The 22762-nt window shown below is 70.2% G+C and carries 24 protein-coding genes and 1 riboswitch; of the genes, 14 read left to right on the forward strand and 10 right to left on the reverse strand.

The features are described from left to right. Window positions 1-2: 2 nt before the first annotated feature. The gene (locus tag ACWD0F_RS16720) at window positions 3-1274 is read left to right on the forward strand and encodes a sulfate adenylyltransferase subunit 1 (protein ID WP_449876215.1); all 1272 of its coding nucleotides are present in this window, start codon (window positions 3-5) and stop codon (window positions 1272-1274) included. A 24-nt stretch (window positions 1275-1298) separates the two neighbouring features. On the opposite strand, the gene ppk2 is transcribed toward ACWD0F_RS16720, so the two are convergent. From ppk2 to ACWD0F_RS16735, 3 genes are all read right to left on the reverse strand, one after another. Next, window positions 1299-2198 carry a polyphosphate kinase 2 gene (gene ppk2 / locus ACWD0F_RS16725; protein ID WP_449876217.1) on the reverse strand — a complete coding sequence of 300 codons (900 nt, stop codon included), beginning with the start codon at window positions 2196-2198 and terminating at the stop codon, window positions 1299-1301. A 148-nt stretch (window positions 2199-2346) separates the two neighbouring features. Beyond that, complete coding sequence (locus ACWD0F_RS16730; protein WP_449876219.1) at window positions 2347-3312, reverse strand: ankyrin repeat domain-containing protein; 966 nt, start codon at window positions 3310-3312, stop codon at window positions 2347-2349. Window positions 3313-3419: 107 nt separating this feature from the next. After that, the gene (locus ACWD0F_RS16735) at window positions 3420-3986 is read right to left on the reverse strand and encodes an NADPH-dependent FMN reductase (RefSeq protein ID WP_449876221.1); all 567 of its coding nucleotides are present in this window, start codon (window positions 3984-3986) and stop codon (window positions 3420-3422) included. A gap of 86 nt (window positions 3987-4072) precedes the next feature. On the opposite strand from ACWD0F_RS16735, the gene ACWD0F_RS16740 reads away from it, so the two are divergent. The 3 genes from ACWD0F_RS16740 (at window position 4073) to ACWD0F_RS16750 (ending at window position 6922) form a co-directional block, all read left to right on the forward strand. Continuing rightward, a complete protein-coding gene (locus tag ACWD0F_RS16740; protein ID WP_449876223.1) occupies window positions 4073-4549 on the forward strand; it encodes a MarR family winged helix-turn-helix transcriptional regulator in 477 nt (158 codons plus the stop codon). A gap of 133 nt (window positions 4550-4682) precedes the next feature. Further along, window positions 4683-4769, forward strand: a riboswitch (SAM riboswitch). A 9-nt stretch (window positions 4770-4778) separates the two neighbouring features. Continuing rightward, complete coding sequence (locus ACWD0F_RS16745; RefSeq protein WP_449876225.1) at window positions 4779-5444, forward strand: GNAT family N-acetyltransferase; 666 nt, start codon at window positions 4779-4781, stop codon at window positions 5442-5444. Window positions 5445-5557: 113 nt separating this feature from the next. Next, entirely contained in the window at window positions 5558-6922 is a 1365-nt protein-coding gene (locus tag ACWD0F_RS16750) for an MFS transporter (RefSeq protein WP_449876227.1), read from the forward strand. A gap of 39 nt (window positions 6923-6961) precedes the next feature. Here ACWD0F_RS16750 and ACWD0F_RS16755 read toward each other — a convergent pair whose 3' ends face one another. Both ACWD0F_RS16755 and ACWD0F_RS16760 read right to left on the reverse strand, forming a co-directional pair. Continuing rightward, window positions 6962-7726: a hypothetical protein gene (locus ACWD0F_RS16755; RefSeq protein WP_449876229.1), complete on the reverse strand. Its 765-nt coding sequence runs from the start codon at window positions 7724-7726 to the stop codon at window positions 6962-6964. A gap of 220 nt (window positions 7727-7946) precedes the next feature. Next, complete coding sequence (locus tag ACWD0F_RS16760; protein ID WP_449876231.1) at window positions 7947-8069, reverse strand: hypothetical protein; 123 nt, start codon at window positions 8067-8069, stop codon at window positions 7947-7949. Window positions 8070-8092: 23 nt separating this feature from the next. Here ACWD0F_RS16760 and ACWD0F_RS16765 point away from each other — a divergent pair, with 23 nt between their 5' ends. From ACWD0F_RS16765 to ACWD0F_RS16810, 10 genes are all read left to right on the forward strand, one after another. Beyond that, entirely contained in the window at window positions 8093-8533 is a 441-nt protein-coding gene (locus tag ACWD0F_RS16765) for a hypothetical protein (protein WP_449876233.1), read from the forward strand. After that, window positions 8530-8661, forward strand: coding sequence for a hypothetical protein (locus tag ACWD0F_RS16770; RefSeq protein ID WP_449876234.1), 132 nt, complete (start codon window positions 8530-8532; stop codon window positions 8659-8661). Before ACWD0F_RS16765 ends, ACWD0F_RS16770 begins: the two co-directional genes overlap by 4 nt. Window positions 8662-8711: 50 nt before the next feature. Beyond that, window positions 8712-9752 (forward strand): LacI family DNA-binding transcriptional regulator, encoded by a 1041-nt coding sequence (locus ACWD0F_RS16775; RefSeq protein ID WP_449876235.1) that lies wholly within the window; start codon window positions 8712-8714, stop codon window positions 9750-9752. A gap of 148 nt (window positions 9753-9900) precedes the next feature. Next, complete coding sequence (locus tag ACWD0F_RS16780; RefSeq protein ID WP_449876236.1) at window positions 9901-10836, forward strand: carbohydrate ABC transporter permease; 936 nt, start codon at window positions 9901-9903, stop codon at window positions 10834-10836. Next, window positions 10833-11726, forward strand: a complete 894-nt coding sequence (locus ACWD0F_RS16785; RefSeq protein WP_449876237.1) for a carbohydrate ABC transporter permease — start codon at window positions 10833-10835, stop codon at window positions 11724-11726. Before ACWD0F_RS16780 ends, ACWD0F_RS16785 begins: the two co-directional genes overlap by 4 nt. After that, the gene (locus ACWD0F_RS16790; protein ID WP_449876239.1) at window positions 11723-12358 is read left to right on the forward strand and encodes a hypothetical protein; all 636 of its coding nucleotides are present in this window, start codon (window positions 11723-11725) and stop codon (window positions 12356-12358) included. The genes ACWD0F_RS16785 and ACWD0F_RS16790 overlap by 4 nt, the downstream gene beginning before the upstream one ends. Window positions 12359-12386: 28 nt before the next feature. Continuing rightward, window positions 12387-13733: an ABC transporter substrate-binding protein gene (locus ACWD0F_RS16795; RefSeq protein ID WP_449876241.1), complete on the forward strand. Its 1347-nt coding sequence runs from the start codon at window positions 12387-12389 to the stop codon at window positions 13731-13733. Further along, window positions 13730-15091, forward strand: a complete 1362-nt coding sequence (locus ACWD0F_RS16800; protein WP_449876243.1) for a sulfatase-like hydrolase/transferase — start codon at window positions 13730-13732, stop codon at window positions 15089-15091. Before ACWD0F_RS16795 ends, ACWD0F_RS16800 begins: the two co-directional genes overlap by 4 nt. A 35-nt stretch (window positions 15092-15126) precedes the next feature. After that, a complete protein-coding gene (locus ACWD0F_RS16805) occupies window positions 15127-16608 on the forward strand; it encodes a sulfatase family protein (protein ID WP_449876245.1) in 1482 nt (493 codons plus the stop codon). Between the two features lie 227 nt (window positions 16609-16835). Then, window positions 16836-17417 (forward strand): hypothetical protein, encoded by a 582-nt coding sequence (locus ACWD0F_RS16810; protein ID WP_449876247.1) that lies wholly within the window; start codon window positions 16836-16838, stop codon window positions 17415-17417. A 47-nt stretch (window positions 17418-17464) separates the two neighbouring features. Here ACWD0F_RS16810 and ACWD0F_RS16815 read toward each other — a convergent pair whose 3' ends face one another. The 5 genes from ACWD0F_RS16815 to ACWD0F_RS16835 all read right to left on the reverse strand — a co-directional run bounded on the left by ACWD0F_RS16815 (window position 17465) and on the right by ACWD0F_RS16835 (window position 22759). Next, on the reverse strand, window positions 17465-17725 hold the full coding sequence (locus ACWD0F_RS16815; RefSeq protein WP_449876249.1) for a hypothetical protein: 261 nt from the start codon (window positions 17723-17725) through the stop codon (window positions 17465-17467). Continuing rightward, a complete protein-coding gene (locus ACWD0F_RS16820; protein ID WP_449876333.1) occupies window positions 17634-18128 on the reverse strand; it encodes a hypothetical protein in 495 nt (164 codons plus the stop codon). The genes ACWD0F_RS16815 and ACWD0F_RS16820 overlap by 92 nt, the downstream gene beginning before the upstream one ends. Further along, window positions 18010-19338: an RHS repeat-associated core domain-containing protein gene (locus ACWD0F_RS16825; protein ID WP_449876251.1), complete on the reverse strand. Its 1329-nt coding sequence runs from the start codon at window positions 19336-19338 to the stop codon at window positions 18010-18012. Before ACWD0F_RS16825 ends, ACWD0F_RS16820 begins: the two co-directional genes overlap by 119 nt. A gap of 33 nt (window positions 19339-19371) precedes the next feature. Beyond that, window positions 19372-22371, reverse strand: coding sequence for an AfsR/SARP family transcriptional regulator (locus ACWD0F_RS16830; protein WP_449876253.1), 3000 nt, complete (start codon window positions 22369-22371; stop codon window positions 19372-19374). 154 nt (window positions 22372-22525) lie between these two features. After that, on the reverse strand, window positions 22526-22759 hold the full coding sequence (locus tag ACWD0F_RS16835; RefSeq protein ID WP_449876255.1) for a hypothetical protein: 234 nt from the start codon (window positions 22757-22759) through the stop codon (window positions 22526-22528). Window positions 22760-22762 lie beyond the last annotated feature (3 nt).

Consider the following 22762-nt stretch of genomic DNA (forward strand, 5'->3'; position numbering starts at 1 on the left):
CTATGACGAACACCGACATCCTGCGCCTGGTCACGGCCGGTTCCGTCGACGACGGAAAGTCCACGCTGATCGGCCGGCTGCTGTACGACTCCAAGGCGATCTTCGAAGATCAGCTCGCGACGCTGGAGCGGATCAGCGCGGACCGGGGTCAGGAGCACACCGACCTGGCGCTGCTGACCGACGGACTGCAGGCCGAGCGCGAGCAGGGCATCACGATCGACGTCGCCTACCGCTATTTCGCGACGCCGCGGCGCACCTTCATCATCGCCGACACACCGGGACACCTGCAGTACACCAGGAACATGGTCACCGGAGCCTCCACCGCCGACCTGGCCGTCGTGCTCGTCGACGTGCGCAAGGGCGTGCTGGAGCAGTCACGCCGGCACGCCTTCCTGGCCAGCCTGCTGCGCGTCCCCCATCTGGTGGTCGCGGTCAACAAGATGGATCTGGTGGGGTACGACCAGGCCGCCTACGCGCGCGTCGAGGACGAGTTCACCGCGTTCGCCACCAAGCTCGACATCGGCGACCTGACCTTCGTCCCGATCTCCGCGCTGCACGGCGACAACGTGGTCGAGCGTTCGATCAACATGCCCTGGTACGACGGCCCGTCGCTGCTGCGGCACCTGGAGCACGTGCACATCGCCTCCGACCGCAACCTCATCGACGTGCGCTTCCCCGTCCAGTACGTGATCAGGCCAGGCCAGTCGGCCGACCCGCTGCTGCACGACTACCGCGGCTACGCGGGCCAGGTCGCCAGCGGCGTGTTGCGGCCCGGCGACGAGATGGTGCATCTGCCCTCCGGGCTGACCAGCGTGATCACCGGCATCGAGGGGCCCTGCGGCCCGGTGACCGAGGCGTTCCCGCCGATGTCGGTCACGCTGCGCCTGGCCGACGACCTGGACATCTCGCGGGGCGACATGCTCGCCCGCCCGCACAACCAGCCGGAGCCGGCCCAGGACCTGGACGCGATGGTGTGCTGGATGACCGGCGAGCGCGCCCTGGCGCCCGGCACGAAACTCATCGTCAAGCACACCACCGCCACCGCCCGGGTGCTGGTCAAGGACCTGCACTACCGGCTGGACGTCAACACCCTGCGCCGCGACACCGGAGTCGCGGCGCTGACGCTCAACGAGATCGGCCGCGTCCGCCTGCGCACCACCCGCCCGCTCTTCGCCGACGACTACGCGCGCAACCGGGTGACCGGCGCGTTCATCCTCATCGACGAGGCCAGCAACGCCACCGTCGCCGCCGGCGTGATCACCGGCATCCGGTGATCACGCTTCCTCGCGGGTGACGTCTCAGGGGGTCGGCGCGGTGTGGTCCTCGTCGTAGATGTCGGACGCCGATCTGACGATGAGCGGATCCGGCTCGCCGACGACCTCGAGGTTCTTGTTGTCGTAGTCGAACTGGCTCAGCACGTGGCGCATCGCCTCCAGCCGGCCCCGTTTCTTGTCGTTGCTCTTGATGACCGTCCACGGCGCCTCGGGGATGTCGGTGTTGAGGAACATCTCCTCCTTGCCCGCGGTGTATTCGTCCCACTTGTCGAGGGAGGCCACGTCCATCGCCGAGAGCTTCCACTGCCGCACCGGGTCCACCTGGCGGATGATGAAGCGGGTGCGCTGCTCCGACCGCGTCACCGAGAACCACAACTTGATCAGGTGGATGCCGTCGCGCACCAGGGCACGCTCGAACATCGGCGCCTGCAGCATGAACTCCCGGCACTCGGCCTCGGTGCAGAACCCCATCACCCGCTCCACCCCGGCCCTGTTGTACCAGGAGCGGTCGAACAGGACGATCTCCCCTGCGGCCGGCAGGTGGGCGAAATAGCGCTGCAGGTACCACTGGGTACGTTCGCGTTCCGACGGCTTCTCCAGTGCCACCACGGTGGCGCCGCGCGGGTTGAGATGCTCCATGAAACGCTTGATCGTGCCGCCCTTGCCCGCCGCGTCCCGGCCCTCGAACAGGATGACCACCCGTTCTCCGCGCTCCTTGACCCAGTACTGCAACTTCACCAGCTCGATCTGCAGCAGCCGCTTGCAGTAGTCGTAGTCCTGACGGGCCAGCCGTTCGGGATAGGGGTAGTGCTCACGCCAGGTGTCGACCCGCGTGCCGTCGGGCCGCAGCAGCACGGGGTCGTCGTCGTCGCTGTCGTCCACCAGGAGACCGGGGGTCGAGTCCAGCAGGGAAACCTGATCCATGACATCTGCATCTGCCCAAATCTGCCGCCCTGAACGACTTGTCAGCGGATCCGCGCGGGCCCGGCGACCAGGCTGCACGACTCACCCGGCCAGAGCCGCTCAACGACAGCGCATGCCCCTCTGATCTGCCCCGGTAGTCCCGTTCTGATCAGTGCCAGTAGTCCCGTTCGGGCAGCCGCAGGTACGCGTCCGGGTCGGTGATCGCGCGGGCATCGGCCGGGCGCAGGCCGGCCCCGGCGAAGCAATAGGCCTCGGCGTGGCCGAAGTACAGGTATTTGAGGAGGATCTCCTCGGCCGGGTCTTCGGGGGACACGTCGCCGCGGCCCGGGGCGGTGTCGCAGCCGACGACCTCGCCGTCGCGGCAGACGTGACCCTGGTTGCCGCTCTTGGGGTTGGCGTACATGCCGTAGGCGACCGTGCCGGCCGACAGCGCCTTCATGAGGACGGGAGTCGAGGCCATGTAGCCCCACTCCTGGCTGACGACGCAACCGCCGGGCACGTCGGTCAAGCCGATGAAGAGCATGGCCCCATCGTCGGAGGGATCGTCCATGACCTCTTCCAGCTCGTCCTCGTCGGCGGGTTCAGCGGCCAGGCGCCGTGCCGCCTCGGCGGCGCCGATCCCGCCGACGCAGGTGAGGCTGAACCCGTCATAGGGGAAGCTGCCCTCCAGAGCGCCGGCCAAGCGGCCGGCCTCCGTCACGGAGGCGGCCTCCGCCTCGGTCAGGCCGGCGTGACCGCGTGGGAACGGGAAGAACAGGCCGGGCGTGGGGCCCGCCAGGCTGAGCCGGCCGGGCGACCAGCCGCCCATCATGGGCCGCCACGGGTCCGCTCCGGCGGCGACCAGGGCTCGGGCGTTGTCCGGCCGGTCGTTGAAGATCGCCTCCCAGAGCGCCGTGCGGCCCTCGAACTCCGTGTCGACGTCATCGACCCGGGCGGCCAGCTCGGCGACCACCTCCGGCGAGCCCTGCTCCGCCGCGGCGTGCAGCGGCCGCTCGAAGGCGTAGGCCCCCTCGTTCGGGTCGGCACCCGCGTCGAGCTTGGCGCGAATGAAGGCAAGGTCTTCCCACCGAGGCCCCCTCACATGGGACCATCCGGCGATTTCATCAACGGTCATGACAGCTCCATCGAGATCATGCGCGTGGACACGAGCGAGGCCATCATGGCGGAGGGCACGGACAATTTCCGGCCGCGCCTCCACTGCGTGGGACATCCGCCGGCGCGCTACCCGGCGGCGCGCATCACCGACATCGCCTCCGTCAGGTGCCGCAACTCCCGCAACATGCCGTCGGCGGCGGAACTGAGGCGCTCGTCCACGGACAACCGGCCGTCGGCGGTCATGGACTGGCGGTGGAAGATGGTCACCGCGTCCCCGGCCGGCACCATGCGCAGCTTGACCAGCACCGGCTTGATCATTTCGACGGCGCGCATGCCACCCGACATGCCGCCGTAGCCGACCAGCCCGACCGGCTTGTACGCCCACTCGTCGTGCAGGAAGTCCAGCGCGTTCTTCAGCGGGGCGTTGAAGCCGTAGTTGTACTCCGGCATCACGAACACCAGAGCGTCGGCGGCGCCGATGGTCGCGCTCCAGTCCTTGGTGTGCTGGTGCACGTAGCGCCCGGTGGTGGCGTCCTCGGGCTCGTCGAGGAACGGCAGGCCCACCTCGGCCAGGTCGATCAGCTCGACGTCGAAGTGCCCGTGCTCGACGGCGTGCGCCGTCGCCCAGTCACCGATCGTCCTGCCGATGCGGGTCGGGCGGGTACTGGCGACGATGACCTTCAGCGTGGGCATGGTGCGTCTCCTCAGCAACAGGTTTACGTGTAAACTAGAGAGTGCCAGGATTTCGTTTACACGTCAACCAGTGCTAGCGTTCGACCATGCCCGAACCAGTGTCCGATCCCCCCTGGCTTGACGAGCGCGAGTTCCGCGCCTGGCTCGGCTATCGCCGGATGCGCCTGCTGCTCGACACCCAGATCTCCCGCGACATGCAGCGCGACTCCGGGCTCTCGGATGCCGACTACGACGTGCTGTCCGCGCTGTCGTCCCGGCAGAGCCGCCGCTGGCGGCTGCAGGAGCTGGCCGACCGCATGTTGTGGTCCAAGAGCCGGTTGTCGCGCCACGTCAGCCGCATGGAGGAGCGTGGGCTCGTCGCCAGGGAGGAGTGCGCCGACGACGGGCGCGGCGCCGTCATCGCGCTGACGGACGGGGGCATGGACGCGATCGTCGCGGCGGCCCCCCAGCACGTCGCATCGGTGCGAACCCACCTGATCGGCCTGCTCACCCAGGAGCAGCTCGACGCACTCGGCGACATCGCCGAGACGGTGCTGACGCGCCTGGGCGCCGAAATCCGCTGACCGGCGCACGGCCCCGCTGAAACGGCTCGGCGGCCGCCGGGGGCGCTCTTCCGCGGGCCCCTTCGACCTGGGCGGACACGTTCCCCCCGTCCCGTGCTTGACGTCCGCGCACGCCGGCCGCCATGATCGGCGGTGTTCATCCAGAGGACCCGAGGGACCTGGCCCGCCGACGGTCCGGCAACCTGCCACGGCAAGGTGCCAATGCCAGGAACGATGAGGAGTCGTCGCCATGCGCCCCTGGTTCGACGTGCCCGCGCTGCAGGGTTCCCTGCTCAGGCTGGAGCCGCTGTCGGCCGGCCACGCGGATGACCTGGTCCGGGCGGCGGAGGAGGATCGCAGCAGCTACGGCTTCACCCTCGTGCCCCGCGCGCGGGAGGTGCCCGGCTATCTGGCGGCCCAGTTCGCCCGCGTCGAGGAAGGACTCGTCCCGTTGGCGCAGGTCCGGCGGAGCGATGGCCGCGCGGTGGGCTGCACGGCGTACTGGGACCCCCGGTACTGGCCCGGCCGCACGGAGCTGCGCGCGGTCGAGATCGGCTTCACCTGGCTCGCCGCGTCCGCGCAGGGTCGCGGCATCAACGCCGAGGCCAAGCTGCTGCTGCTGAGCCATGCCTTCGAGCGGCTCGGGGTGGCGCGCGTCGATCTCAAGACCGACGCGCGCAACGAGCGATCCCGGCGCGCGATCGAGGCCCTCGGCGCCACGTTCGAGGGCGTGCTGCGGAGCTGGTCGCCGTCGTGGGCCCCCGGCGAGGAGGGCCGGCTGCGGGACTCGGCCATGTACTCCGTCGTCACCTCGGAGTGGAGCGCCGTCAAGGACCACCTGGTCGCGCGCCTCGCGAGACACCCGCGCCCCAGCTCTGGGTCAGAAGTTTCACCCGGCACCTCTGCGTACTGGTGAAACGCAGTGTGATGTACGACACTCGTCCTAGAACATTGTCCTAGAACCGTGTTCTGGGGCGTTTCCGCGTCCCATGCGCCACCCCGGGGAGCACTTACCGCGGAGGAGAAGTCATGGTGAAGACCGTTGCCCGCGAACGCCGCCGACTTGGATCCCCGCCGCCGGGCGGCATCAGCGCGACCGATCCGAACCCCTTCGGGTGGGGGCCGTTCGTCGTGCTGTTCGTCGTCGGCATGGTCGATCGCATCGAAGCCAACCTGATGGCCGGCGTGCTGCCCCTGCTGCAGGCCGAATGGGGCTTCAGCGACACCGCGGCCGGATCCATCCCGACCGCCGCGGCCCTGGCGGCCGCCGCCGTCGCGCTGCCCGCCGGTTACCTCGCCGACCGGCGCAGCCGCACCAAGATCATTACAGTGGTGGTGCTCTGCTGGGCCCTGGCCACCCTCGGCTCCGGCCTGGCCGCCGGCTTCGCCGTCTTCTACCTCATGCGCGTCCTGCTCGCCGCCGCCGAGGTCATCGACAACCCCGCCGTCGGCAGCCTGCTCGCCGACTTCTACCCCGCCGCGACCCGCATGCAGGTGTACGGCTGGACCCGGATGACCACCTACCTAGGGGGCGTCGGCACCCTGCTGGGCGGCGTCATCGGCCAGGCGTTCGGCTGGCGGGCCGCCTTCCTGCTGATGGCGATCCCGGGTGCGCTGACCGCCATCCTGGCCTGGCGGCTGCGCGAGCCGCAGCGCGGCCAGATGGACAAGATCATGGCCACCGCGGGCGTGCCTCGGCCGGCGCCCGGCGTTACGGAACCGCCGCAGGCGGGCGTCACCGTCAAGCCGCCCTTCTGGCCGCAGGTCCGCCAGGTCCTGGCCATCCGCACCCTGGTCCTCGTCTCCCTCGGCGTGATGATCCTCACCCTCGGCCTCGGCGGCGTCTACTTCTGGTTGCCGTCCCTCATGGTCCGCGTCTTCGGCATGGAGACCGGCGTGGCCAGCAGCATCAGCGGCGGCGTCAGCATCGTCGGCGTACTGGCCGGCACCGTGATCGGCACCCACCTCGGCAAGCGTCTGCACGGCCGGGTCAAGGGCGGCCGGCTGCTCATCGGCGGCTCCGGCATCACCATCGGCTCGGTCCTCCTCGGCGTCGCCCTGCTGATGAGCTCCCCGGTGGCGCTGGTGGTCCTCGTGCTGCTGGCCATCACGATCTCCTCCACCGCGATCCCCACCTGCACGGCCTGCATCGCCGACGTCGTGGCGGCCAGGTCACGCGGCCTCGGCTTCGCCGTCCTGCAGCTCCTGCTGACGATCGGCGTCGCCTTCGGCCCCCTCATCGTCGGCCTGACCTCCGATGCGACCGGCTCCCTCCTCCTGGCCATGTACGCGCTGATCGTGCCCATGATCCTCGGCGGCCTGGTGGTGCTGGGCTCGCGCGGTCCGTACGAGCGGGAGGCGGCCCGCGTCCTCGCCGACGCCCGCGACTCCTGACCGCCCATCGGGTACGCCCTGCGCACCCGGTGCGGCGGGTCAGTCACCCAGGACTTGGGGCTGCCGCCACACGTCACGGCCATGGCTCCACAGCTCGGAGGCATGGTAGGCGAACCGGTCGAACAGGCCGTCGTCCTGGTATCGCCGCAGGTGCAGCATGGGCGAGTCGTGACCGACGAGCTTGGCCAGATGGGGCGTGACGAGCATCTCCGCGTCGAACCGGAACACGCTCATGGCGATGTGCTCGTCGCCGTACCGCGCCTCGATGCCGGGGACGTCTCGGAGCTGCTCGATCTCCGACAACGTGATCCGGATGCGGGTGGAGACGGTCAACGGGACGTTCTCCACTTCTTCGCGGCTGCGTGTGACGTCGCTCTCCGGGTCGCCGATGAGGAACCGGATCTTACAGCCCTGCTGGGCTTTCCGCTTGAGCACCTTCGCCAGGTTCGGGTGTTCCAGCCACAGGAAGTAGTTCGTATACCCGGCGAACACGATCTCGTTGCGCGCCGCGTTGATGAGATTGCGCCAGCTTGATTTCGGGCATGCGGAACGATACGGATAAACGGCCAGCACTTCTTTATCCGGTCCTGTTTTCACCGTATGACGAATTGCGTCGGGCCATAGCACGGCTGTCTCAACTCCTAGTGCCTCTGCGGCGGCCCACTGGTGCCGCAGATGCGGGACGCGAGCCTCGTCCTGCACCCAGCGTTCCACCGTCTTGACGTCCACACCACACCGGCCGGCCAAGCTCTGATTCGTGATCTGGGCGTTCAGCATGGCGCTGCGCAGGGCGACGTTGGCCACGGTACCTCTAGGAATGGAGGACGTCAGGGACGTTTCAAGCTTAACGCCATAACGTCCTGGACGTCTTGATAACGCGGTGGGTTCGTCACTCTTCGGTAAGCACGCTGATCACATGTCTTCACCGGTAATTCTCGAAGACCTCCAGGAGGCTTTTCCTGGTTGGTGTATTTGGCGTAGTTCCGCAGGGCGCGTCTGGGCAACTCGGAACGGCCGGCGCCTGTCACCGTACGAGGTAGATCACGGCCTCTGCCAGACGATCGATGCCGACGACGTCGCCCAGCTCGCCGAGCAGCTGAGGAAGCAGGAAGCAGCGGAGCGGGCTCTGTGAGCGCCCCGTCGCCACGAGTCGGCTGCCATGCTGAGATCGTGACCATGCTGCACAGCCCGGCACAGACACGAGCGTCGGCCGCACGGCTACTCGGCCATCACGGGACGGTGGTCGCCGCGCTCCTCGGCGGCACCCTGGCCTTGCTCGAACTCGACGGCCGACCGCACGACATGCCCGGCGGGGTGCGGCGCTGGGCGGTTCACTGGGACGACCTCTTGGTGCGCACGGAACAGGCGAGCGCGACGCAAGCACGCAGCTACCGGCTCGGCTTGTCCGACCTCGAACGGACTGCCGTACAACATGCCGTACCGGCCGGCCGTGAGGTCAGCTTGTGCGGCGAGACAGTGCGCCCGTTGCCGACTCTCGGTTGGTGCCTGCCGTTTCTGCCCGCAGCCACGCGAGCCTGTCCGGCCTGCGCCCTTCTGACCGAAGGCGCAATCGAGGAGACGGCGCAGGAGGTTGTTCTTCGGGAGCCTTGACCATCGCCGACCTCACCCACGAGTTCTTCAGGCCGTACGCCATCACCTTCGACTACCGGAGCATGCGCCTGACCATCACCCGCGGCCAAGACCACCGAGCCGAGGGGGCGCGGACCCGGCTATCCTGAGGCCGCCTGGCCACATGATGATCACCGGAGACCGGCGCGGGAGGTGGGACATGCGAGAAGACCAGGAGCAGGGTCACCGGCCCGAAGCGCGCCAGGTGCGGATGATCGACGTGGCCAACTCGCTCGGCCTGTCCCGGGCCACCGTCTCCCTCGTGATGCGGAACAGCCCGCTGGTGTCGGAAGCGACCCGGAGCGCCGTCCTGACCGAGGCCGAGCGGCTGGGATACATCTACAACCAGGCCGCCGCCAACCTGCGGACCCAGCGCAACGACCTGGTCGGGCTGGTGATGCCGGACGTGATGAACCCGTTCGTCGCCGAGGTGTCGCTGGGCGTGCAGGAGGTGCTCGGCGAGGTCGGCTTCTTCGTCATGATCGCCAACACGGTCGACCAGGTGGACCTGCAACGACAGATCCTCCAGTCGCTGGTCGGGCACCGGGCGGCCGGCGTGGTCAGCATCCCCGCGCTGACCTCGACCGCGGAGCATTTCGCCGGCATCCGCCGCAGCGGTCTGCCGGCGGTGCTGCTGCTGCGGCACATCGACGGTGTGGAGCTGCCGTTCGTCGGCACCGACGAGGCGGCCATCGGCCGGCTGGGCGCCGAGCACCTGATCGCCGTGCACGGCTGCCGCCGGGTGGCCTACTTCGGCGGCGACCCGCTGGCGTCGCCGCGCGTCGGCCGGATGGAGAGCTTCCGGCGGGCGGTCGCCGAAGCCGGTGCCGGCTGGGACGCGAGCTGGTCGGAGCCGCTGGCGGCGACCGCGGACGCCGCCTACCACCGCGCCGCCGAGCTGCTCGCGGCCGGGCCGCCGCCCGACGGGGTGCTGTGTCACAGCGACAACGTGGCCTACGGCCTGGCCAAGGCGTTGCGGCTGGGCGCGCCCGGCGCGGCGGCCTGCGCGGTGCTCGGCATCGACGACCTCCACCAGTCGGCGATGTGGAACCCGTCGATCAGCAGCATCGCCACCGACCCGGTCGAGCTGGGCCGGGTCTGTGGCCGGGTGCTGCTGGCCGAGATGGGCACGCCGGTGGCGGGCAGCCGTACCCCTACGGCGCCCGAGATGCACGCCCGCGCGTCCTGCGGTTGCCGCTGAGCGACCCCGCCCGGGGCGAGAACTCCCTATTCCAGGGTTGACCTACAGGTTTATATCGGTAAAGTATGGCCTCGCCTGTTTAGATCGATCTAAGCTCCCCTGACCATGTGAGGGAGGCCGGCGGACTCGACCGAGGAAGGGGGGACGGATGTCCACGTTCGGGCGCACTCCACGGCAACCCAGGCCACGGCGCGCGCAGTGGCACCGGCGCGAGGACGGCGTCGGCCGCCTGATGTTGCTGCCGGCCCTGCTGCCGTATCTGGCCTTCGCGCTGCTGCCGATCGGCTGGCTCGTCTGGTTCAGCTTCCAGCGCTGGAACGGGTTCTCGGCGCCGCGGTTCACCGGTCTGGCCAACTACGAGCGCATGATCGGCGACGGACAGTGGTGGCTGGCGGTGCTGAACACGGTGAAGCTCGGGTTCGGCCGGTTGGTCATCGAGATCCCGCTGGCGCTGGTGCTGGCCTACGTGTTCTTCCGCGGGGTGCGCGCCGGCACCGCCTATCGGACGATCCTGTTCCTGCCGCACGTGTTGTCGCCGGCGATCATCGGCATCATCTTCGTCTTCCTGCTGCGCGAGAACGGCGGGCCGATCAACCAGCTGCTCACCGGCTCGGGCCTGCTGGAGACGCCGGTCCGGTTCCTGGGCGAGGCCGGCAGCGCGCTCGCCAGCCTGATCGGGGTCGGCGTGTGGGCCCATCTCGGGATCAACCTGCTGCTCTTCTTCGCCGGCATGATGACGATCCCGAACGAACTGCTGGAGAGCGCGTCGCTGGAAGGCGCCGGTCACTGGCCGACGCTGCGCCACATCGTGCTGCCGCTGCTGGCCCCGGTGACGCGGGTGGTGATCCTGATCTCGATCATCGGCACGCTGCGCAGCTTCGACCTGGTCAAGACGCTCACCGACGGCGGCCCGGCCGGTGGCACAGAGGTGATGTTCACCTATCTCTACCGGTTCTTCTTCGAACCGGAATCGGTGCCCCAGATCGGGTACGCCGCCGCGCTCGGCGTCACCGCCAGCGTGATCGTCGGCATCATCTCCGTGGCCTATCTGCGGATCAACCGAAGCGGGAGGACCGCGGCATGAGCACATCCGCCGGCACCGCACCCGCGGCCAGGACGGTCGCCCGGCGCGGACACCGCGTCCGCCCGCTGACGGTGCTGCTGCACGTGGCGTTGATCGCGGCAGCGTTGATCATGTTGTCCCCGTTGATCTTCGGTCTGTTCGCCTCGGTGTCGCCGCTGGACCAGATCCTCAGCAGGAACGGCGGCATCCTGCCCCGGGTCTGGGAGTGGGGCACCTACCTCCAGGCCTGGACCACGGCCAGCTTCTCCCGCTACTTCGTCAACAGCGTGATCGTCACGGCCCTGGTCGTGCTGCTGGACACGCTCGCCTCCAGCATGACCGGGTACGTGCTGGCCCGGCGCCGGCTGCGCGGCCAGCGATTCCTGGAGGGCGTGTACGTCGGCACCCTGTTCGTCGGCCTGACCACGGCGACGCTCTACCCGCAGTACGTGATCGCCGAGGCGCTGGGCCTGGACAACCTGCTCGGCATCGCGCTGGTCCAGATGGCCGGGATCATGCTGGTGCACATCTTCCTGATCAAGGCGTTCGTGCTCGGCCTCGGCACCGAGATGGAGGACGCGGCCCGGGTCGACGGTTGCGGGCTGTTCGGCACCTACTGGCGGATCGCCTTCCCGATGATGCGGCCGATCCTCGCCACCACGGTGATCCTCGGTTTCCAGGCCTCCTGGAACAACTACCAGGTGCCGCTGGTGTTCTCCCTCGCCGCGCCCGACCTGCGCACGCTGGTCGTGGGCGTGAGCGCGCTGCAGTATGACGCCGCCGACGGAATGACGCCGTACAACACGGTGCTGGCCGGGGCGAACATGGCGCTGGTGCCGATCGTGGTGATCTTCATCGTGCTGCAGCGGCACTTCGTGCGCGGCTGGACGGACGGGTCGGTGAAGGGATGACCCTGTTCGCCCCGGACGGCGCCCTGCTCCGCGGCTGGTCCCGCTGGTGGTTCTGGGCCTGGACCAGTTGCTGCTGGTTGCTGCTCTGCCTCCCCGTGATCACCGCGCCGGCCGCCACCCTGTGGCTGATCGCCCAGCAACGCCGGCACGCCGACGGCGAGGCCGCGCTCGGGCCGGGCGAGACGCTGCGCTTCCTGCGCCGCAGGCTGCTGCCGTCCCTGCGGCTGGCCGGCTGTCATCTCGGCATCGCCGGCCTGGTGCTCATCGGCCTGCTCGGGCCGTCACCCGGCGGACCTTACGGCTGGCTGGTGCTGATCACCAGCGTCGTGGCCGGAGTGACCTGGCTGCTGGTCGCCCCGTGGTCGCTAGTGATCTTCGAAGGCGGCGCCGTCGCGGCGCTGCGGACGGCCTACGTGCTGGCGCTGTCCCGGATCGAGCTGGCCCTGCTCGCGATGGCTTCCGTGGTCGCCGCCGCCCTCGCCGTGCCCTTCCTGGCGGCCCAGGTGCCCTACCTCGGCCCGCTGCTGGTGATCGCGCTGCCGGCGGCCCTGGCCGGCCTCCTGATCATGCTCCGCGACCGGGCCGCCATCCCCGTCGGCCGTATCGGCTCCGGTCCCGTTACTTCTGGTTGAGAAAGGCCCCCTGATGAGTAATTCCTCCTTGAGCCGTCGCGGCTTCCTCGGCACCCTCGCCGCCGGCGCCGCCGCCTCCCTGGTGGGCTGCGGCAGCTCGCCGAGCGGTTCCGCCGATCCGGGCAAGCCGGCCACGATCGTGATCTGGGACCGCGCCGGCGCGCACGCCAAGGCCCGGCAGGAGTTCTTCCGCGCCTGGAACGCGCAGCAGGGCAAGTCCCTCGGCATCGAGGTGCGCTACGAGCCGCAGGCGACGGACAAGTACGAGGAGATCGTCCGGCTCGGCTTCCAGACCAAGCGGGCGCCCGACCTGTTCCACAGCCCTTCGGCGCAGCTGGGCGCGTTCGTCGCGGCCGGCTGGGTCCGGCCGCTGCCGGACCTGGTGAGCAAGGCCGTGCTGGACAAGGCCGCGCCGTACCACCAGCGCAACGGCGAGCTGGTCTGGGACGGCGTGCCGTACGCGGTGCCGACCACCGCGTTCACCAACCGGATGCTGATCAACACCGAGCTGTTCGAGCGGGCCGGCCTGGACCCGGACTCGCCGCCGGCGACCTTCTCCGAGGTACGGCGGGCGGCGGCCGCGATCACCAAGATCGGCAAGGGTGACGCGTTCGGCATGGCGATCCCGATCAAGGCGACCGGGTTCCGGCAATGGAGCGTCGACATCCCGCTGATGGCGGGCGACCCGGCCGTGGCCCAGTTCGGGCTGTTCAACGCCGCCACGCAGAAGTACGAGTCGGCCAAGTACGCGCCGATGCTGGAGCTCTACCGAGCCATGATCACCGACGAGACCGCCTACCCGGGCGCCGCGACCCTGACCGGCGACGTCGCGATCAACGCCTTCGGCAAGGGCGAGGCCGGGATGTACATCACCAGCAGCGCGGTCGTCTCCTCGCTGGCCGCCCTGGGCAGCAAGGTCAAGGCGGTCGCGGTCCCGCTGCCGGTGCCGGACGGCCAGAAGCCGGTGCGGTCGCCCATGAACGCCGGCTACCCGTACGCGATCTCGACGACCAGCAAGAACCCGGAGAAGGCCGCCGCGGTGTTCGAGGTGATGGTCGGCGACGGCGTCCAGGAGGCGCTGGCGGCGAAGGCGGCGCCGCCGCTGAACGACGCCGTCTGGGACTCGGCCGCGATCAAGGACAACGTGCTGCTCCAGCAGTTCCGGCCGGCCGAGCTCGATCGGCAGTGGCCGAAGACGCCGGGCGGCCTGCTGCAGGTGGACGGCGAGAGCGTCGACCAGAGCGTGGAGAAGTTGTTGCTCGACCCGTCGGCGGCGCTCGGACCGGCGCTCACCGCGATGCAGGAGCGCATGCAGGCGGCCTACGACGCCGCCGTGAAGAGCGGCGAGATCGACCCGCGGGAGTTCCAGGCGTGACGGCGCCGAACGTCGTCGTGCTGCTGGCCGATCAGTGGCGGGGGCAGGACCAGGGCTGGCTCGACGACACGAGGGGACGAGCCTCCCAGGTCCGCACCCCGAACCTGGACCTGCTGGCGGCCGGTGGCGCCGCCGTCGCCGGTGGCCGCGCCAGCTCGCCGGTCTGCGGGCCGAGCCGGGCCAGTCTGCTCACCGGCCGCCTGCCGCACCAGCACGGCGTGGTCGCCAACGACCTGCCGCTGTCGCCGCGGCTGGAGACGCTGGGCACGAGGTTGTCCGGCGCCGGTTACCGGACCGGCTGGATCGGCAAGTGGCATCTGGCCGGACTGCCCCGGGACAAGTGGGTGCCGCCGGCCGCACGGCCGGGGATCGAGCACTGGATCGGGGTCGACTGCTCGCACGATCACGTCGACGGTCATTACTACACCGGCGCCGAGAGCCCGGCCAGGGTCGACTTCACCGGATACGAGCCGGAGGTGCAGACCGACCTCGCCCTGGAGTTCCTCGGTGCGCGGAACGGCCCGTTCTTCCTCACGGTCTCCTACAACCCGCCGCACGATCCGTACGACTCGGTGCCGGAGCGCCTGCGCACCGGTTACCCGATCGACGGCGTGCGGGTGCCGCCCAACACCTCCGGCGGCGACGAGCGGCGCGAGGTGCAGCGGCTCTACTGGAGCGCGATCACCGCGGTGGACACGCAGATCGGCCGGATCGTGGCGGAACTGGACCGGCTCGGGCTGCGCCAGAACACGATCATCGTGGTCACCTCCGATCATGGCGACATGCTCGGCGCCCACGGCCTGCGCGCCAAGCAGAGCCCGTACGCGGAGGCCGTCCGGGTGCCGATGGTGATCAGCGGACCCGGCGTGCCGGCGTACCGCCCTGCCGGGCTGCTCGGCCTGGTCGATCTCGCTCCGACCCTGCTCGGACTGCTCGGGCTGCCCCCGGTCGGGACGTACGGCCGTGATCTGAGCGCTGAGCTCCGATCCGGCGGGCCGCTGCGCCCGGAGTTGCTGATCGGCAACTGGGTCAGCTTCGACAACGGGTTCGACCAGGGGATCGGCGAATGGCGGGGCATGGTCACCGACAAGCTGACCTACGCGCGTACCGTCGACGGCCGGCCGTGGCTACTGTTCGACGACCGCGCCGACCCCTGGCAGACGCACAACCTGGTCGCCGACCCGGCGTCGGCCGGGCGGGTCGGCGCGGCCGACGCCCGGCTGGCCGCGCTGCTGGCGGAAGCCGGGGACACGTTCCCGCCGGCCGACCGGCTGCTGACCGAACTGGGCCTGATCGATGACTGGAACGCCCGCGAGTCCGCCCTGCGGGGCGACCGGGCCCGGCTGCTGTCGCGATGACCGTCAGCCCGCTTCGCAAGGAGAAAGACCCGTTCATGGCCACTCGCCCGAACGTGCTGTTCGTGATGACCGACCAGCAGCGGTTCGACACCATCGCGGCGCTCGGCAACAGCCATCTCGCGACGCCCAACCTTGATCGCCTGGCCGCCCGCGGGGTCGTCTTCGACAACGCCTACTCCACCAACCCGGTCTGCGTTCCGGCCCGCTACACGCTGCGCAGCGGCTGTGAGCCGACCCTGACCGGGGTGTACGACAACACCGTTCCGGACGGGGGGCACGCCGCGATCCGGGAGTGTTGCGGCCCGTACCTGGCCGAGGCGATGGGCGACCGCGGATACCGCACCTGGGGCGTGGGCAAGTTCCACACCGTGCCCTGGGACGCTCCGGTCGGCTACGAGGTGCAGCGGCACAGCGAGGAGTTCTACGCCAGCCCCGAGCAGCGGGCCGGGGACGCGTACGCGTCGTGGATCGCGACCGAGCATCCGGCCTACGACTGGATCGAGGCGCTGATGGGCGAGCGCACCGACATGTACTACATGCCGCAGCTCAGCCCGTTGCCGGCGGACTGCACGGTCGAGTCCTGGGCCACCCGGGAGGCGATCGGGCTGATGGCCGCCGACGACGGCCGGCCGTGGTTCGGGCTCGTGTCCTACATCGGCCCGCATCCTCCGTTCGCGCCGCCGCTGCCGTACAACCGGATGTACGACCCGGACCAGATGCCCGACCCGGTGTTGGGCGATCGCGCCATCGATCACCTTGATCAGCAGATCCCCTGGATGAACCACCTCGTCTACGCCGAGGACGTCGACCCGCACCGGGCCCGGACGTTGAAGGCCCGCTACTACGGCGAGATCAGCTACATCGACGGCTGCATCGGCGAGCTGCTGGACGCGGTGGAGCGGAGACCGGACGCGGACAACACCGTGATCTGTTTCTTCGCCGATCACGGCGACCTGCTCGGCGATCATCACGGCTGGCAGAAGGAGAGCTTCTTCGAGGCCTCCACCCGGGTCCCGTTCCTGATCTCCTGGCCGGAGCGGATCGCGGCCGGTGGCCATCGCTCGGAGCTGGCCTGTCTGACCGACCTGTTCGGCCTGGCCACCTCCGCCGCCGGGCAGCCGGAGCTGCGGCAGGGCAGCGACCTGCTCGGCCTGCTGACCGGTACGGCGCCGCCCCGCGAGACGCTCTTCGGCTACCACGGGCGGCCCGGCACCCGGCGGTTCAAGGCGATGGTCCGGCACGGCGACCTGAAGCTGATCTGGCTGGCCAACGGCGGGCACCGGCTGCTGTTCGATCTCGCGGCCGATCCGCACGAGGTCGAGCCGGTGCAGGCGGAGCGGCCGGCGGACGCCGATCGGCTGACCGCGCTGCTGGCCGGGCGACTGCGCTCCGACGGCGTGGCCGAGGCCTTCGACGGCGACGCGCTGCGGACCTTCCCGTACGCGGAATGGCCGTTGACCCGGATCCACCAGTTCGACCGGTCGCGAGGGGTGACCGGCTTCGGCGCCGATCGGTGAGATCCGGGCCGCGACACGGCAGTGCACGCAGCCTGAACAACCGTGCGCGCAGCCGTAAGGACTTTCCCGGCCACAGCGAGCACCCTTCTTCGTGAGATGAAGCGCAGGAGGACCGCGCTGTGGCGGGCGCGCCGCGTACCGGCGGTTCCTCGTGCGCCGCGCACGCCACCAGCGCGTGCGCTGATCGCGGCCGTTCACCGGGCCAGGTGAACCGAGGAAGGAATCCGTTGAGATCCAAGCTGATCATTCTGCTCTGTACGACGCTGATGGCGATGCTCGCCACGGTCACCGGGACCGGCATGGCCTACGCCGCCGGCGGCGACCCCGAGACGTTCATCGCGCAATCCCGCGCGGCAGGGCTGAGCGAGACGCAGGCCGCCGGCCTGCAGAAGAAGGTGGACGCCTACCTGGCGAAGCTGAAGGACAAGGGCGTCCAGATGTCGCCCAACCAGATCGACCTCAACGGCGCGGTCCTGAACGTCACGGTGCCGGGCGAGAGCCGGCCCCGTCAGCTCGGAGAAGTGACCACGTTCGAGAAAAACGCCTTCGAGTGCATCTACCGGGCGGATCCTGGATGGTTCTGTGCGTATGAGTTCGAGTACCGGACCGGCGACAACATCGGCATGTGGCGGTGCGGCGAATACGCGATCACGTTCTACAGCGTGGGTTCGTGGGAGAACAACCAGACGGCGGGCACCCGCCCCCGGCTCTACTTCACGAACCAGTCGAGCTGGCTGATGCCCGCGGCTTACAGCATTCAGCCCAACGGTGTGGCCTGGGAACCGGTGGCGCGCATCCGCAACTGCTGAGACGCGACACGGGGGACGTCCGGGTCGGACGTCCCCCCTGCCGGTCATCAGTCATCCAGGTTGTAACCGTTGTGGTCGCACCCCCTCACCGGGCAGGGGCCCGCCTGGGGAGCCGCGCAGATCTCGCAGGGCGGCGGCACCCCGGCCGGTCCGGTGTACTGGCCCTGCCCGCCGCTGGGCAGGTGCGTGCACCCGTATTCCGGCATGGACCCGGAGTCACACGTCCGCACGGGGTTGCGGCCGTCGCTGGTGAACATCTGCTGCAGGAAGTCGATGACGGGATCCACGAGCCCGAACTGGTCCAGCACGTCCAGGGTGAGGAAGACGACCCCCCACCCCCGGAATGAGCTGGCCGCCCTCCAGGATCGCGCCCTTGACGCACGCCTGGCTGGTCCAGCCCTGCGATTCGCAGTCGATGACGACGCCGATGGCGCCGGTGGCGAACCCGATGTCGCTGGTCGCCTCGACGAACCCGGTGATCCGGGCGCAGCCGAGGGAGTCGGTGCACAACTCCAGGCCGAGTTCGGTGGCGTCGAGCGCGGCGTCGCCGCCGTCGATCACCCGCTCGGCGAGGTCCTCGACGGTGAGGTCCTCACCGCCGGCGATGGTGCCGCGCTCGGGCCTGGGCCCGCAGGAGGGATGGGTGTTCCCGGAACTGCCTGGGGCGCACATGTCCTGGGCGGCCGGGGGCGGGTCGGGGGTCGACTGCAACGGGCTGGACGTTGATCCAGCCCTTGCCGTTGAACGTGCACTTGATCTCCCCCGTGGTGCACGCGTCGGGAATCAGGCCGCTGGGGTCGGAGAAGCTCGTGGGATTGCCGAGCCCGTAGGCGTAGGGGTTGATGGTCTGTGGCCGGGCGACGTCGAAGAGCGGGTCAGGGGAGACGAACCGGCCCATCGAGGGGTCGTAGTAGCGGGCGTTGAGGTAGCTGAGGCCGGTGGAGCCGTCCTCGAACTGGCCGATCCAGCCGCGGTCGGTGCCGGTCCTGTCGGTGCCGCGCGGCTTGCCGTACGGCTGGTAGGACCTGACGTGACTGGGCGTCACGGCGCCGGTGGGCACGGTGAGCTGCACCGATCCCTGGTTGTCGGTGGCCAGGAACTCCACGCCTAGCCCGATCGGGCCGCTCTGGGTGTTCTTGCCCGACACCATGCCGTCGACCGTGCCGGAGGAGTAGCCGAGGCTCAGCGACGGGGTCGGCCCCGCGGGCGCCTTCTGCAGCGGCACGTCGTAGGTGTAGGTGAAGTTCCCCGATCCCGTGACGACCTGCCAGTCGCCCGACAGTGTCAGCGGCGTCGCCTTGAACGAGCCCTCCTCGCCTTCGGGGCCGGCCGTGACGACGAACAGTCCGGCGGGAACGTCCGCGCTCAGCTTGGTGCCGTTCTTCACCGACGGCACGACCGGGCGGTCGGTGCCGTCCTTGAGCGAGGGCGCGCGCCGGCGGTCGCAGCCGGCGGTCAGGGCGCACTCCGGGAGCCGGACGAGCTTGAGCCGGTCGGCGTACCCCGCGCCATAGCGCTCGGCGAAGCCGCCGAAGTCGACGGAGACCTTGGAGGCCGCGGAGATCCGGAACACCAGCCCTGACAGGCTCGCCTGCTCGGCCAGCACCTCCACCCGCGCGGTCGTGCCGGCGGCCCCGCTCACCTCCAGCGGTCCGACGCGCTGCGGTTCCGCGCCCAGCTTCACCTCGGCCGACGTCGCGGCGGGTAGCCGGGTGCGTCGCGGCTCGGGTGCCGAGGTGCTGTCCACCTCGGGCGCCGACCGGATCGTCTTGACCGGTGGCGAGCCCGGCGGGGCCGCCGATCGCTCGAGCGCCGTGCGCCAGTCCGGCGCCGGCTCCGCGCGGCCGGCCACGGCCTCGACCGCGGTGCAGGTCAGGCCGCTGCATAACAGGGTGAGGACGATGAGGATTCTGCTGAGCACGACGACTCCGGGGGGTGGGAAGTCGAAACAGGCTCAGTCTGAACTTTCGCCGTCATAAGTCCGCCATAAGTGGATGATCTGGTCGGCCTCCGGTGATCCGACCTTGCGGAACAGGTCACGCGCGCGCTCCCGCAGCTCCCGCGCGGCACCGGGGTCGCCGTGCACCTCGCTCAACGCCCGGCACGCGCGGGCCTCCCACAGCGGGGTGTCGAGGTCGGCGAAGGTCCTGATCGCCGCCGACAGGTGATCGATCGCCTGGCGGAGCTCCCCGCGCCGATGGTGCACCATGCCCAGCGCGACCCGGATCCTGCCGTCGGTCAGCGGCTCGCCGAGTGGTCTGTTCAGCTCCAGGGCCTCCCGCAGGAGCCCGGTGGCCGCGCCCAGCGCCCCCGTCTCCAGGCGGATCAGGCCGAGACCGTAGCGTGCTTCGGCTTCTTCGCGGGGATCGCGCAGCTCTTCGGCGATGCCCAGCATCTCCTTGAACGCCGCCTCGGCCAGATCGATCTCCGCGCGCCCGAGGCGGAGCTGGCCCAGCCAGTAGAGCACCTCGGCGCGGATGCGCGGGTCGCCGGCGCGTCCCGCCTCCAGCGCCTGCTCCAGGTACGGCAGGGCGCGGTCGAACGCGCCGATCTCCACCAGGAGCTGGCCGAGTGATCTGAGCAGGAGGATCTCCGCGCCGCGGTCACCCCGGGCGCGATGAGTCCGCAGGGCCTCCTCGTGGCGGACGACGGCCTGCTCGTAGCGGCCGAGCATGCCGTCGACGTGGGCCGCCACCCCCAGGGCGTAGACCAGGCCGCGCAGCTCGCCGAGGTCGCGGAAGGTGTCGACCGCCTCCTCCAGCACGACGACGGCCTCGGCGTACTGATGCCGGTAGGCGCCCAGCAGTCCCAGGCCCATCAGCATGACCGCCGCTCCCCTGCGGTTGCCGCTCCCGCGGGTGGCGGCCAGGGCGCACCTGAGCGTCTCCTCCCAGTCGTCGTTGTGCGCCCGGGTGAGGAACAGGGTGTAGGAGCTCGCCACGAGATCCCAGCACAGCTCGTCCAGACCGGCGTCCGCGGCCTGCCGTACCGCCATGACGAGGTTGACCCGTTCTGTGTCGTACCAGGCCAGCGGGTCCTCGGCGATGGCTCTCTCCCGTTCCCGTACGGCGGGCGTCCATCGTGCGGCGGTGCTGTGCAGCGTGGCGAAGTCGCCTCCGGACAACACGATGTGCGCTCGCTCGGCCAGGGCCAGCCAGCCGCCCAGGGCCCTGGCCAGGGCCGGACCCGGATCCCGCGTGCCGCTCTCCTTGGCGTACAGGCGGATCAGGTCGTGCAGGTAGTACCGGGTGCCCGACACCGCGAGCAGATGCGCTTCCACCAGCTCGGCGATGAGCGGGCGCACCTCGGCGACCTCGATGTCGAGCAGCGCCGCGCAGGTCCAGGCGGCGACGTCCGGCGCGTGCAGGTGGGCCAGCGGGTGGAGCAGGTGTTGTGCCCGCTCGCTGAGGCCGCGGTGGCTGAGGGCGAGGCTGGTGCGCACCTCGAGGTCGCTGTAGGAGAGCTCGTCGAGCCGCCCGCGCTCGTCGGTCATCATGCCGGCCAGGCGCTCCAGCGGCCAGCTCTGGGTGAGGAGCCGCGCCCCCGCGATGCGCAGGGCGAGTGGCAGGCCGCCGCACAGCAGCGCGAGTCTGCGGGCGGCCCGCGGTTCGGCGGCGACGCGCTCCTGGCCCAGGATCCGGGTCAGCAGGGTCACCGCCTGGTCGTGGTCCAGGACCCCCAGCTCGATCAGCCGCACTCCCGGCAGCCCGGCCAGCCTGCGGCGGCTGGTGATGAGCACGCCGCATCCTCGTCCTCCGGGGATCAGCGGGCGGACCTGCGCCTCGTCCACCGCGTTGTCCAGCACCACGAGCACCCGCCGGTCGGCCAGCCGCGATCGGTATTCTTCGGCCCGCTCTTCCAGCCCTTCGGGGATGTCGGCCTCCGGGAGGCCGAGGGCGCGCAGGAAGCGGGCGAGCACGTCGGCCGGCGCCATCGGGAACGCCTGAAGGTTCACGTAGAGCTGGCCGTCCGGATAGCGGCCGGCCAGCCCGTGGGCCACGTGGACGGCCAGCGCGGTCTTCCCCGCTCCCCCCTGCCCGGCTATGGACACGACGACGACCGCGTTGGTGGTGCCGTCCTCGCCTAACAGCGCCCGCAGCTCGTCGGCGACGTCCTCCCGCCCGGTGAAATCCGAGATGTCCGGCGGCAACTGGCGCGGACGGACCGGGCTCACCACGGTCGGCTCGGGCTTCAGGGAGTCGTCGTTGGTCAGGATCGCCTGCTCCAGGCGCCGCAGCTCCGGGCCGGGCTCCAGGCCCAGCTCGGAGACGAACTCCAGTCGGGTGCGCTGGTAGGCCTGCAGCGCCTCCGCCGTCCGGCCGTTGCGGTAGAGCGCCAGCATCAGCAGGGCGCAGACGCGCTCCCTCAGCGGATGCTCCTCCGCCAGTGCCGCCAGCTCCCCTGCCACCTGGTGATGACGGCCCAGCCTCAGCTCGAAGTCCAGGCATTCCTCAAGGACCTCGACCCGCCGCTCCTGCAGCCGCCGCGCCTCGGCCACGACCAGGTGGTTGTCGAGATCCGGCAGCGGCTGGCCACGCCACAGGGCCAGCGCCGCGCGTAACCTGGCGACCGCCTTGTCCCACTGGTGTTGCGCGCTCGCCTGCCTGCTCTCCGCCACGTGCCGGTCGAAGGTGAGCGTGTCCAGCTCGTCGGCCATCGCGCGCAGGAGGTATCCACCGGGGCGGGTCTCGATCAGGTCGCCGGGAAGCCCGCCGCCGGTCAGGGTGTTGCGCAGCCGTCCCACCGCGTTCTGCACCTGCCGCCTCGCGCTGGCGGGCGCGGCGGCGTCCGGCCAGGCGGCCTCGATCAGCAGATCGATCGAGACCAGCTGGTTGGCCCTGAGCAGCAACACCGCGAGCAGTTCTCGCTGGCTGCGCCCGGATATGCGCATCAGCCGGCCCGCCGCCGTCACCTCCAGCGGGCCGAGAATGCCGAACCACGCGACGCCGTACACGTTGTCCTCCGACTACGCGCTTCACACGGCCACATGCCGCTCGCATCGTAACGAGAACACGTGCACAGATCTTGTCAGAACTCGCCGCATTGACGACGCCGAACTCTTCGATGAGGACATCGCCCGCTGGTCACTCCGTTGACGTCCGCGTGGTTCAGGCGGGGGTGCGCAGCGTGGCCGGCGCGGCGTTCTCGACGTCGCCGGGGTGGTCGGCGATGGCCTGGCCGCCCGGCTCCTGGTCCGCTACGTCCTGCAGATACCCGACCTCGCCACCTCCGGCGACGCCCGCCGTACCCTGGACGTGGTCACCGGCCTCCTCGAACGTGGCCGGCCGGCCGGCCTCACCAACCGGCGCCCGCACACCGGCCCGGCCGCAGACCCTCCGCAAGCC

This window comes from Nonomuraea sp. NPDC002799, from assembly GCF_053592075.1.

Coding starts and splice junctions, on each gene's coding strand:
- ACWD0F_RS16720 (WP_449876215.1), top strand. CDS start 3: ATGACGAACACCGACATCCTGCGCCTGGTCACGGCCGGTTCCGTCGAC.
- ppk2 (WP_449876217.1), bottom strand. CDS start 2,198: ATGGATCAGGTTTCCCTGCTGGACTCGACCCCCGGTCTCCTGGTGGAC.
- ACWD0F_RS16730 (WP_449876219.1), bottom strand. CDS start 3,312: ATGACCGTTGATGAAATCGCCGGATGGTCCCATGTGAGGGGGCCTCGG.
- ACWD0F_RS16735 (WP_449876221.1), bottom strand. CDS start 3,986: ATGCCCACGCTGAAGGTCATCGTCGCCAGTACCCGCCCGACCCGCATC.
- ACWD0F_RS16740 (WP_449876223.1), top strand. CDS start 4,073: ATGCCCGAACCAGTGTCCGATCCCCCCTGGCTTGACGAGCGCGAGTTC.
- ACWD0F_RS16745 (WP_449876225.1), top strand. CDS start 4,779: ATGCGCCCCTGGTTCGACGTGCCCGCGCTGCAGGGTTCCCTGCTCAGG.
- ACWD0F_RS16750 (WP_449876227.1), top strand. CDS start 5,558: ATGGTGAAGACCGTTGCCCGCGAACGCCGCCGACTTGGATCCCCGCCG.
- ACWD0F_RS16775 (WP_449876235.1), top strand. CDS start 8,712: ATGCGAGAAGACCAGGAGCAGGGTCACCGGCCCGAAGCGCGCCAGGTG.
- ACWD0F_RS16780 (WP_449876236.1), top strand. CDS start 9,901: ATGTCCACGTTCGGGCGCACTCCACGGCAACCCAGGCCACGGCGCGCG.
- ACWD0F_RS16785 (WP_449876237.1), top strand. CDS start 10,833: ATGAGCACATCCGCCGGCACCGCACCCGCGGCCAGGACGGTCGCCCGG.
- ACWD0F_RS16790 (WP_449876239.1), top strand. CDS start 11,723: ATGACCCTGTTCGCCCCGGACGGCGCCCTGCTCCGCGGCTGGTCCCGC.
- ACWD0F_RS16805 (WP_449876245.1), top strand. CDS start 15,127: ATGGCCACTCGCCCGAACGTGCTGTTCGTGATGACCGACCAGCAGCGG.